The sequence below is a fragment of the Bradyrhizobium sp. CFUWI genome (assembly GCF_056429085.1).
On record NZ_JBWJZE010000002.1, the window covers coordinates 143,180 to 154,818 of the forward strand.

Genomic DNA, 11,639 nt, shown 5'->3' on the forward strand with positions numbered 1-11,639 from the left:
AATGAGACTGTCGTTTGCATCAGCGCCACACTTCTCGCAGGGAGCTCCGACTCGAGCATGCATGTTCTCGTCTTGCTCTGGGGCATGAGGTAACGTCACCCGCGTCGTTCGGCCACCGCACAGCGAGAACGCGATGCTGTCTCTTAGGGGCTTGCGACCTGTTGCAGCGTGTTGAAGCGCGCCTTCTGCTCGCTGCTCAGCGTGGCATAGAACTCGTCCAGGGCGGGTTCGACCAGCTTGGCGGCCGTCAGCATGGCCTCGAGCCGGTGCTGCATCGCCTCCAGCCGTCCGACGGGCGTCAGCGGCACGTCGTTCGGACAGGCCGCCTGCAGGCCCGCAACGCCCTTGGCCGTCGCTTCGCTCAGACGGTCGAGCGCCTCCTTCTGTTTGCCTGCGGGGTGGAGCACAGCCTCGACCCTCTGGATCGGCAACTGCGTTAGGCTGAACTTCGGATCGCCGCAGCCCTCGGCACTGGCCTCCCGCTGCTGGGTCGAGCGCTCGCCGACATTGGGGCCGAGCGCGCTGAAGCGGGCCTGCTGTTCGTCACTGAGCGAGTTGTAGAAATTCTCCAGTGCCGGTCGCACGATCTTGACGGCTTCCAGCGTCGCGCTGATGCGGTTCATCATCGCGCGCAAGCGGCCAGGGGGTGTCAATGCATAGGTCTCAGCGCAGGAGTCCTTGAACACGCCGGCAGCGTTGGCGGCTGCGATCTTCAACTCGTCGAGCAGTGCGCGTTGCTCCGGCGTCGGCTGCACCGCGCGCGCGATATCGGCAAGCGGCCAGGCGGTCACGCCCTTGTCCGGTGCGCCGCACAATTGCTGGAGCGTTTGTCGGCTCACGCTGGCGCGTGGACGCGCGCGGTCGCCGCGGGCTTGCGGATAGTCATACGGGTTGGTGCTGGCATAGGCGGAGTAGGGGCTATCACCACCCCAGAACACGGTATCGACGAAATCGTCGTAGGCGTAGGCCCAATAGCCGGGCTCGTAGGCATAGGACCAGAACGTGTAGTTGAAAATGTCAGAATAAGCGTAGGGCCAGAACACGGGCCCAAGCCAGGCCACGAACACCGCGGGATGGCGATGTCGCCAGGCCTGCCGGGGAGCCCAGCCGCTCTGGCGGGTGGTGAGGGCCGCCTGGGCTTGCGCAGGGGCCTGCTCGCGGAAGCGCTCGGCAAACCGCCCGCGCTGGGCGGCCTGGGCAGCGGCCGCAACAGCTGGCGCCCGCCCGGCGGGAGCTTGCAGTCCAAGCTGCTGCTGACGCGCCAGGTCACTTTGTTGAGCGCGCTGTTCACGCTGAAGCAAGCGATTCTGCGTCTGGAGCGTCCGTTGCTGCTCGCGCAACGCCCGCGCGCCTTCCGGTTTCTGCGACTGGAGTTGCTGCACGCGCTGCTGCAGGCGATCGATGCGGGTCTGGCGCTCCGTCGTCTGGCGCGACAGCATCTCGCGCTGCCGCTGCTGCACCATCTGCTCGCGCTGCTGGACTTGCTGCTGGCGCTGTTGCGCGCGCGGTTCGATCTGATCTCGCCGCGACATCCGCTCGCTCGCGGCCGGCGGTCCGCTGGGCCGGGAGGGGGCGGCGATGTGCGGCGTCGGCCGGGGCGCCATGGCCGGACGTTGCGGTGCTGCCGGCGTCCGATGGAGTTCAGGTCGCGGCGCCGACACGTGCGGAGCTGCCCGCGGTGGCGGTGCAGCGGAATGTGGGGTCGGGCGCGGTGGCGGTGAGGCGATGCGCGGCGCAGGATGTGGCGCCATAGCCGGCCGCTGCGGGCTGGCCGGGGGATGGAATGCCGGCGCGGCGGGACGTGCCATGGCAGGCGGCGCAGCCGGACGGGACATGGCAGGTGGCGCAGCCGGACGGGCCATGGCCGGTGGTGCTGCTGGCTGAGGTGCCGGCGCTGCGGCTGGACCCGGTGGCCCGCCCCTTCCATGTCCATGGCCATGTCCCTGGCCGGGTCCTTGGGCGAGCGCGCCGACGCTCGGCGCCAGCATCGAGATACCAACTAAAACGGCCGTAAGGCAAACGCCACGCGGAAGCATGATCCTAGCTCCCAGCTCGTAATCGCCCACGACGTTTCAACGCGCAGATTGCGGAATCGTTCGTTGCTGGCGGCGGCCGGCATGCGATCTTCGGACGCAGGCAGTCTCAGGAGAAGTCCTGCGTCAGGATGGTGGCGAGCCGCTCCAGCGCCCAGTCGACCTGGTCGCTTGTGATCACCAGCGGCGGAGCGATCCGGATCGTTTGCTCATGGGTATCCTTGGCGAGGATGCCCTTGCCCCGAAGCGCCTCGCAGTAGCGGCGCGCGCGGCCGGCCTCGGGATGCAGCTCGACCGCCAGCATCAGGCCGCGCCCGCGCACTTCGCGGATCGTGTTGGCGCGGATGTCTTTCAAGCCTTCGAGAAAGCGCATGCCCTGCCTGGCCGCGTTCTCGATCATGCCTTCCTCGACCAGCACGCGCATCGCGGCGCGCGCCACTGCGCAGGCAAGCGGGTTGCCGCCGAAGGTCGAACCGTGCTGCCCGGGCCTCAATGTCCCGAGCACGTCGTTGTTCGAGAGCACGGCCGACACCGGATAGAAGCCGCCGGACAGGGCCTTGCCGAGCAGCGTCACGTCGGCCTCGATGCCCTCGTGCTGCTCGGCGAGCAGCTTGCCGGTGCGGCCGAGGCCGGTCTGGATCTCGTCGAGCACGAGCATCACGTTGTTGTCGGTGCAGAGCTGGCGCACCTCGGTGAAATAACCGGCTGGAGGAATGATGACGCCGGCTTCGCCCTGGATAGGCTCGACCAGAAAGGCGACGGTGTTTGGGGTGATTGCGTCTTGCAATGCCGCGGCGTCGCCGAAAGGGATGATCCTGAAACCCGGCGCGAACGGCCCGAAATGTGTGCGTGTCTCGGGGTCGGTCGAAAAGCCGACGATGGCAAGCGTGCGACCGTGGAAATTGTTGGCGCAGACGATGATCTCGGCCGCACCATCCGGCACGCCTTTCACCTCATAGCCCCATTTGCGCACCGCCTTGATCGCGCTTTCGACTGCCTCGGCGCCGCTGTTCATCGGCAGCACCTTGTGGGAGCCGGTGAGCGCGGCGATCTCTTCGTAGAACAGGGCGAGCTGGTCGTTGTGGAAGGCGCGCGAGGTGAGTGTCAGCCTGTGCGCCTGTTCGACCATTGCCGCCAGGATCTTGGGGTGGCAGTGGCCCTGGCTGACCGCCGAATAAGCCGAGAGGCAATCGAGATAGCGGTTGCCTTCGGTATCCCAGACCCAGACACCTTCGCCGCGCGACAGAACGACCCCGATCGGCTCGTAATTATGGGCGCCAAAGCGTGCTTCTGTCGCGACGAAATCAATGATCGGCGAGCTCATCTGTCGTCACTCCATTGCTGCGCGGCGGCGTCCGCCGACTAGTCCGGAGCCGTCAACTCTGATGTGGGTGTCAGCCAACCGTCTTGGAAGCCTGCCTGCGCCCGATGGCGGGGCGCGGCCTGATTTGGCTGAAATGTCAGATGGTTCTGCGGAACCACAGGGCCTCGTTCGCCAACCCGGGCTCTACTGTGCATGGGGTTGTTTTGGCGTTCTTGTTTTGGAGGCCTCAGCCGATCGCGCACGGCACGCTCAAAAAGCCGCGAAATCGCACCCGGCCGCCCCGCACCGGCTTGCCGCTCACGGCATAGTTCGGGAAACGCGCCAGGAAGCGTGAGATCGCGATCGCCCCTTCCAGCCGCGCCAGCGCCATGCCGGCGCATTGATGCGCGCCGGTGGCGAAGGCGAGATGCCGGTTCGGCGCGCGCGCGATATCGAAGCTCTCGGGGTCGGGAAACTGCGCGGGATCGCGGTTGGCCGCGCCGATGCACAGCGTCACCGACGTGCCGGCCTCGAGCACGACGCCGCCAAGCTCGACCCGCTCGGTGGTCATGCGATTGCCGAGCTGGTTGGAGCTCTCGTAGCGCAGCATCTCCTCGACCGCGGTCTTGATCATGTCGGGGTTGTCGATCAGTCGCTGCTTCTGGTCCGGATGCTGGTCCAGCGCCACGAGGCCGTTGCCGATCAGGTTGGTGGTGGTCTCGTGGCCGGCATTGAGCAGGAAGATGCAATTGTGCAGCAGCTCCTTCTCGGTCAGCCGCTCGCCGTTCTCCTCGCCCTGGATCAGGCGCGTCAGCACGTCTCGCTCGGGATTGCCGGGCTTGGCGCGCCGGCGCTCCACCAGCGTTTCGAGATAGGCCAAAAAGTCTTGCACCGCCTTGTTGCCGCGCGCAGCCGCGTCGGGCGACACCACGGGTTCGAGCGCGCCAAGGATCGCCAGCGACCAGTCGCGCAGCGGCCCGCGCTCGTCATGGGGGACGTCGAGCAGATTGCCGATCACCTCGATCGGGATGGACGCGGCGAAATCCTCGATCAGCTCGCATTGTCCTTTGGCCGCGATGGCGTCGAGCAGACCGTCGACAAGCCTGATGAGATCGCCCTCCATGCCGGCGATCGCCCGCGGCGACAGCGCGCCCATGATCAGGCGGCGCACGCGGGTATGCGACGGCGGATCGTTGAACACGAGGCTGGTGGTGTGATGCTCGTAGAGCGGGGTGTCGCCGTATTTCGGCGCGAACTCACGCTTCTTGTCCGAGCTGAACGATTTGGTGTTCTTGTAGGTGGTGACGAGATCGTCATAGCGGGTCAGAAACACGGTGCCGCTGCGCAGGCGCTTGACCGGCTCGTTCTCCCGCAGTGCACGATAGGTCGGATAGGGGTTGTCGTAGAACTCGGGGGTCAGCTTCTGGAGATCGAAGCTTGCCGCCAGCTCCTTCGCATTTGCGTTCATCCCGTTATACTCGCCGGTTAAAGCCGTTATGCCGTTTTTGTTGTTCTGATCGGCACATGCATGCGTCTACAGTCTGCGCACCTTGCTAGCCGACCGGACAGGAAAATGCACGCCCACGCTGACGCTGCCGACACGGCCCCGACTTGGCCCGACGATATTTTCGCGGCCTTGCAACGCTTCGACGTCCGGCAGGTGCCTTACGTGCCCGACGCGGGCCATGCGAAGCTGATCAATCGCGTGCTGGCCTCATCCACGATGCGCGGCATTCCCCTGACCACTGAGGAGGAGGGCGTGGCGCTGCTTGCGGGCGCCTGGGCCGGCGGACAGCGCGGCGTGCTGCTGATGCAGTCGAGCGGCGTCGGCAATTGCATCAACATGCTGTCGCTGATCCCGATCCTGCGCTTTCCCTTCCTCACGCTGGTGACGATGCGCGGCGAGTGGGGCGAGTTCAATCCCTGGCAGGTGCCGATGGGATCGACCACCCAGGGCGTGTTCGAGCTCTCGGGCGTCCAGGTGCTGCGTGCCTCGAACGCGGCCGAGGTGCCGGCGGTGCTGGAGGCCGCTGCATCGCAAGCCTACAACGCGCTGACGCCCACCGCCGTCCTTCTGTCGCAGCGCCTGATCGGCGCCAAGGTTTTCACCAAATGAGCAAGGCCAATCTCCTCGACCGCCGTCAGGTGGTCTCCACGCTGCTCGCGAACCGCAAGGACGTTGTCGCGATCGGCGGCCTCGGTGCCTCCACCAACGACATGTGCGCGGCCGGCGACCACGCCCGCAACTTTTACCTCTGGGGCGGCATGGGCGGCGCGGCGATGATTGGCCTCGGCCTCGCACTGGCGCAGCCGACACTGCCGGTATTGGTCATCACCGGCGACGGCGAGATGCTGATGGGCATGGGCAGCCTTGCCACTATCGGCCTGCAGAAGCCGTCCAACCTCTCGATCGCGGTGCTCGACAATGAGGCCTATGGCGAGACCGGCGGCCAGACCAGCCACACCTCGGCCGCCGCCGATCTCGTCGGCGTCGCCCGCGCCTGCGGCATCAACGACAGCCGGGCTGTCACGACCATGGCCGAGGTCGAGGCCTTCGCCAAAGCCGTCCATGACGTCTCGGCCGGGCCGCGGTTTGCCAATGTGAAGATCGGCAGCGCCGGCCTGGAGCGGATTTTGCCGACCCGGGACGGGACTTACATTCTCAACCGGATTCGCGGCGACCTCGGCTTCCAGCCGATCTAGGACGGGGCTGTCTGTTTCATGCGGCGCCCAGGTCTGCACGCGGCCCGTGCAGACGAGCCAATTTGCACTGAATTTACAACGCACTTAGGTTGCGCTGCAATATAGTGCTTGACTTGTGCGTGGGTGAGTGCTTACTCACCCAGCATGAGCTCATTGCGTATGACGAGCGACCTGAGGCGTCAATTGATCCTCGGTGCCGCGAAGCGCTGCTTTGCCCGACATGGCTACACCGGCACCACGACGAAAAGCGTGGCGGCCGCCGCTGCCATTTCCGAGGCGCTGCTGTTCAAGCATTTCCCCTCCAAGGCGGCGCTCTACGCCGAAATCCTCAGCGACGAATGCGAAGCGGATCCGGCGTTCATCGAGCTGCTCGAGCGGGAGCCCTCGACCGCCACGCTGGTCGAGGTGATCCGCAGGATGGTCGCGCATTTCCTGCGCATTGCTGATGGTCCCGATCAGGAAGAGGCGCAGCGCCTGCGACTGATGGCCACGAGCCATCTGGATGACGGCGAATTCGCGCGTTTGCTATATGCCAAGATCGAGACACTGATTGGGGCGGCTTTTGTCGGCTCGCTTGAGCGTGCCGTGGCCGCCGGGGATGCGCGGCCCTACGCTGGCGATCCGCTCAACCTGTTCTGGTTTGCGCATCATGCGGTGATGACCGCGGCGCTGACCAGGCTGCCGGCCACGCCTTGTCTCGCTTACGGCAAGGCGAACGACCTCGAGCGGCAGCTGTGTGAGTTTCTCCTGAGGGGTATCGGACTTAACGACGCCGCAATTGCTTCGCATCTGGGCCACGATCAGGCCGCGGATGCCGGCAAGGCGGCGATTGCAGAAAGTGCATGAAATGAACATCGTAACCGAGCACAAGATTTCGGGCGAACCGATCGACACCAAGGCTCCCAAGCGTCCGGTCCGTCCGGTGCTGTGGTTCATCATCGTCGGCACGCTGCTCGCCGCACTGGTCGGTGGCCTCGTCTGGTTCAACTATTTCCGCGGCCAGATGATCAAGCAGTTCTTCGCCAACAACAAGCCGCCTCCGACGGCTGTCAGCGCGGCGGAAGCGAAGTCCGAGGTGGTGCCGAACCTGCTCACCGCGGTGGGCAGCCTCGTCGCCGTGCACCAGGTCGACGTCAGTGCCGACGTCAACGGCCGCGTCACCGAGATCAAGTTCCAGCCGGGCACGCGTGTCGAGGCCGGCACGCCCCTGGTGCAGCTGTTCGATGCGCCCGAGCAGGGCGACCTCGCCAACTACAAGGCCCAGGCGACCGTCGCGCAGCTGTCGCTCGACCGCGCCAAGCAGCTGGCCTCGCGCCAGTTCGGCCCGCAGGCGACCGTCGATCAGGCGCAGGCTGCCTACGACCAGGCGCAGGCGGGCATCGCCAAGACCGAGGCGCTGATCTCGCAAAAGCTGGTCCGCGCACCGTTCGCCGGCGATCTCGGCGTCCGCAAGGTCGAGGTCGGTCAATACCTGACGGCAGGTACGGCGATCGTATCGCTGACCGATCTGTCGGAGCTGTGGGCCAACTTCACGGTGACCGAAAAGGATTCCGGCAACCTCAAGGTCGGCCAGACCGTTCGGCTCAAGGTCGACGCCTATCCGGGCCGCACCTTCGAAGGCAAGATCACCACGATCGAGCCGCAGATCGCGGCAGACACCCGCAACATCCGCGTGCAGGCGACGATCGCCAATCCCGAGAAGATCCTCAAGCCCGGCATGTTCGTGACCACCACGGTTGTGCTGCCGGACAAGCCGGCCGTGATTACCGTTCCGGAGACTGCGGTCGACTACACGCTGTATGGCGACTCGGTGTTCGTGATCGCCGAGAAGAAGGAAGAGGATGGCAAGACCAGCCTCTCCGCGGTGCGGACCTTCGTGCAGACCGGCAACCGGGTCGAAGGTCGCGTCGAAATCATCAAGGGCCTGAAGGCTGGCGACAAGGTCGTCGCCGTCGGCCAGCTCAAGCTGCAATCCGGCGCGTCGGTGTCGATTTCGACCGACCCGGCTCCGCAGATCCCGGCGCAGCCGCCGCGCTACTGATCATGACATTCAAGTGATCCGGCTTGGCCGGATCACTTCTCTTGAGACAAAGAAATCGAGATCGCCGCGATGGCCTTTACCGATATTTTCATCAAGCGCCCGGTTCTGTCGGTCGTCGTCAGCCTGCTGATCCTGCTGATCGGCCTGCGCGCGGCGATGGTGCTGCCGATCCGGCAATATCCCAAGCTGTCGAACACGGTCATCAACATCACGACCGTCTATCCGGGCGCATCCGCGGACCTGATCCAGGGCTTCATCACGACGCCGATCGAGCAGGCGGTCGCCTCCGCCGAAGGCGTCGACTACATCACCTCGTCCTCGGTGCTCGGCACCTCGACGATCCAGGTCTACATCAAGCTGAACTTCGATCCGAACCAGGCGCTCACCGAGGTGCTGGCGAAGACGAATTCGGTCAAATATCTGATCCCGAAGGAATCCAACGACCCGATCGTCACTAAGACCACGGGCCAGACCACGGCCGTGATGTATCTCGGCTTCTCGTCCGAGGAGCTGTCGGGCTCGGCGATCTCGGATTATCTGACGCGTGTGGTGCAGCCGGTGCTGTCGACCGTCGATGGCGTGGCTTCCGCCGACATTCTCGGCGGGCAGACCTTCGCGATGCGGCTGTGGCTCGACCCCGAGAAGATGGCCGGTCGCAATGTGTCGCCAGCGGACGTGGCTGCGGCGATCCAAGCCAACAACTTCCAGTCTGCGGCGGGTCAGGCCAAGGGCTATCTGATCGTCTCGAACGTCTCGACGAACACGGGTCTGACCAACGTCGATCAGTTCAAGAAGATGATCGTCAAGGCCAAGGACGGCGGCTTCGTGCGGATGGAGGACATCGCCACGGTCGAACTTGCCGCCCAAAGCACGGATGCGAGCGTCGCCTTCAACGGCGAGCACGCGATCTTCATCGGCGTGCAGGCCACCCCGCAAGGAAACCCGCTGACGCTGGTCAAGGGCGTGCGGGCACTGTTCCCGGAGCTCGAACGCAATCTGCCGCCGTCGATGAAGATGAAGGTCGCCTACGACTCGACCAAGTTCATCCAATCCTCGATCGAAGAGGTGGAGAAGACGCTGGGCGAAGCCGTGTCCATCGTGATCGTGGTCATCTTCCTGTTCCTGGCCTCGCTGCGGTCGGTCATCATTCCCGTCGTCACGATTCCCTTGTCGATGATCGGCGTCTGCACGCTGATGCTGGCGCTGGGATTCAGCTTCAACCTCCTGACGCTGCTGGCGATGGTGCTGGCGATCGGCCTCGTGGTCGACGACGCCATCGTCGTGGTGGAGAACATCCATCGCCATCTGGAGGAGGGCAAGACGCCGGTCCAGGCGTCACTGCAAGGCGCCCGCGAGATCGTCGGTCCGGTGATCTCGATGACCATCACGCTCGCCGCCGTGTACGCGCCGATCGGCTTCCTTGGCGGCCTCACCGGTTCGCTGTTCCGCGAATTCGCCTTCACGCTGGCGGGCTCGGTGATCGTGTCGGGCGTGATCGCGCTGACCTTGTCACCGATGATGTGCTCGGTGCTCCTGAAGAACACCGAAGAGGGCCGCTTCGCCAAGCTCGTCAACAGGGTGTTCGGCGCGCTGACGCGCTGGTACGGCCGCAGGCTCGACCGCTCGCTCGACTACAAGGCGATCACCGGCCTGTTCGCTGTGACCATCCTCGGGCTCGTCGGCTTCCTCTACATGCACACGTCGAAGGAGCTGGCGCCGGAGGAAGATCAGGGCATCGTGTTCGCGGTGACCAAGGCGCCTAAATACGCCAATATCGATTATGTCGATTTCTACGGCGAGAAACTCGACGAGAAATTCCAGCAGTTCCCCGAGACCGATCTGCGCTTCGTGCTGAACGGCATCAACGGCCCGCAAGGCGGCATCGCCGGCATGCTGCTCAAGCCCTGGGACGAGCGTAAGCGCTCCTCGATCCAGCTGAAGCCGCTGGTGCAGGCCGAGCTCTCCAAGATCGAGGGCGTGCAGGCCTTCGCGTTCAACCTGCCGCCGCTGCCGGGCGGGCCGGGCGGCCTGCCGGTGCAGATGGTGATCAACTCCACCGCCGGGTTCCAGACGGTCTATGAGCAGATGGAGAAGCTGAAGGACGCTGCGCGCAAGAGCGGCATGTTCATCGTCTCCGACAGCGATCTCAACTTCAACCAGCCGAATGTGAAGGTAACGATCGACCGCAGCAAGGCGCAGGATCTCGGCATCAACATGCAGAACCTCGGTGCCACGCTCGCTGTGCTGCTCGGCGGCAATTACGTCAACCGTTTCAATCTCGAGGGGCGGTCCTACCAGGTGATCCCGCAGGTGCCGCGCGCCAAGCGACTGTCGCCGGAATCGCTCGGCGGTTACTACGTAACGACCAATACCGGCCAGCAGCTTCCGCTTTCGACGGTGGTGTCGATCCAGACCAAGACCGACCCGAATTCGCTGACGCATTACAATCAGCTCAATTCGGCGACGTTCTCGGCGGTGCCGATGCCCGGTGTGACCGTCGGCGCGGCGGTCGACTTCCTCGAAAGCGAGGCCAAGAAGCTGCCGCAGGGCTTCAGCCACGACTATCTGGCGGACTCCAGGCAATACGTTCAGGAAGGCAACCAGCTCGCGATCACCTTCGGCTTCGCGCTGATCATCATCTTCCTGGTGCTGGCAGCGCAATTCGAGAGCTTGCGCGATCCGCTGGTGATCATGATCTCGGTGCCTATGGCGATCGTCGGCGCGCTGATCCCGCTGTTCTTTGGCGCCGCGACCATGAACATCTACACCCAGGTCGGCCTGCTGACCCTGGTCGGCCTGATCACCAAACACGGCATCCTGATGGTGGAATTCGCCAACGAGCTCCAGGTCAACGAGCGGCTCGACCGCCGCTCGGCCATCGAAATGTCGGCCCGCATCCGCCTGCGGCCGATCCTGATGACGACGGCCGCCATGGTGACCGGCCTGATCCCGCTCCTGACTGCGACCGGCGCGGGCGCGGCCAGCCGCTTCTCGATCGGTCTGGTCGTCGTGGCCGGCATGTCGATCGGCACGCTGTTCACCCTGTTCGTGCTGCCGGCGGTGTACGTGGTGCTGGCGACCGACCACCGCGCGGCGGCCGATTCCGATCGAAACAAGCAGATCAACGAGCTCGATCTCGGCGCCGAGGCCCTGCGGCCGACCTGAGACGGCTCGCACGCGAACCAGAGGGCTGCAGCGGCTAAAACCGTTGCCGCCCTTTTTTCGTTGTGCCACGGCATCGGCCGTTCGGCGCCGCAGCCGCGGGGCCTTCTCGCGCCTGCGAAAGACAAGGCCCGTCCTTCTTGCTAGGTTCCGCGGGATGAGCCTTTCCCTCCATCCCGACATCCCACAAGCCAGGACGCTGCCGGGCGCGGCTCAAGCTGGCGCTGTCTCCGGCACGGCTGCGGGACGGGGGATCAGGATGCGGCTTTTCACCAAATATGTTGCGCTGTTCGTGGCTGTCGCACTGCTGGCCAACGGCCTGTTCGAGGTCTTCTTCTGTTATCGTGAGCACAAGGCTTCGCTGATCGGCTCCCATCGAGCCGCGGCACTGGACTAT

At 64.8% G+C, this 11,639-nt stretch carries 8 protein-coding genes and 1 pseudogene; 6 read left to right on the top strand and 3 right to left on the bottom strand.

Features of this window, described 5'->3' with window-relative positions; genetic code table 11:
* Positions 1 to 143 precede the first annotated feature (143 nt).
* The 3 genes from AC066S_RS04535 to AC066S_RS04545 all read right to left on the bottom strand — a co-directional run bounded on the left by AC066S_RS04535 (position 144) and on the right by AC066S_RS04545 (position 4,804).
* Positions 144 to 1,532 (bottom strand): Spy/CpxP family protein refolding chaperone, encoded by a 1,389-nt coding sequence (locus AC066S_RS04535; RefSeq protein ID WP_478269008.1) that lies wholly within the window; start codon positions 1,530 to 1,532, stop codon positions 144 to 146.
* Between the two features lie 610 nt (positions 1,533 to 2,142).
* Positions 2,143 to 3,357, bottom strand: a complete 1,215-nt coding sequence (gene rocD, locus AC066S_RS04540) for an ornithine--oxo-acid transaminase (protein WP_478269009.1) — start codon at positions 3,355 to 3,357, stop codon at positions 2,143 to 2,145.
* 226 nt (positions 3,358 to 3,583) lie between these two features.
* A complete protein-coding gene (locus tag AC066S_RS04545) occupies positions 3,584 to 4,804 on the bottom strand; it encodes a cytochrome P450 (RefSeq protein WP_478269010.1) in 1,221 nt (406 codons plus the stop codon).
* Positions 4,805 to 4,909: 105 nt separating this feature from the next.
* Here AC066S_RS04545 and AC066S_RS04550 point away from each other — a divergent pair, with 105 nt between their 5' ends.
* The 6 genes and pseudogenes from AC066S_RS04550 to AC066S_RS04575 form a co-directional block, all read left to right on the top strand.
* A complete protein-coding gene (locus AC066S_RS04550; RefSeq protein ID WP_478269011.1) occupies positions 4,910 to 5,452 on the top strand; it encodes a phosphonopyruvate decarboxylase in 543 nt (180 codons plus the stop codon).
* The gene (locus tag AC066S_RS04555; RefSeq protein ID WP_478269012.1) at positions 5,449 to 6,039 is read left to right on the top strand and encodes a thiamine pyrophosphate-dependent enzyme; all 591 of its coding nucleotides are present in this window, start codon (positions 5,449 to 5,451) and stop codon (positions 6,037 to 6,039) included. Before AC066S_RS04550 ends, AC066S_RS04555 begins: the two co-directional genes overlap by 4 nt.
* 159 nt (positions 6,040 to 6,198) lie before the next feature.
* Entirely contained in the window at positions 6,199 to 6,885 is a 687-nt protein-coding gene (locus AC066S_RS04560) for a TetR/AcrR family transcriptional regulator (protein ID WP_205680465.1), read from the top strand.
* Position 6,886: 1 nt separating this feature from the next.
* On the top strand, positions 6,887 to 8,080 hold the full coding sequence (locus AC066S_RS04565; protein WP_478269013.1) for an efflux RND transporter periplasmic adaptor subunit: 1,194 nt from the start codon (positions 6,887 to 6,889) through the stop codon (positions 8,078 to 8,080).
* A 69-nt stretch (positions 8,081 to 8,149) separates the two neighbouring features.
* Positions 8,150 to 11,245 (top strand): MexW/MexI family multidrug efflux RND transporter permease subunit, encoded by a 3,096-nt coding sequence (locus tag AC066S_RS04570; RefSeq protein ID WP_478269014.1) that lies wholly within the window; start codon positions 8,150 to 8,152, stop codon positions 11,243 to 11,245.
* Positions 11,246 to 11,399: 154 nt separating this feature from the next.
* A pseudogene (locus AC066S_RS04575) lies at positions 11,400 to 11,609 on the top strand (HAMP domain-containing histidine kinase); the annotation flags it as partial.
* Positions 11,610 to 11,639: the final 30 nt, after the last annotated feature.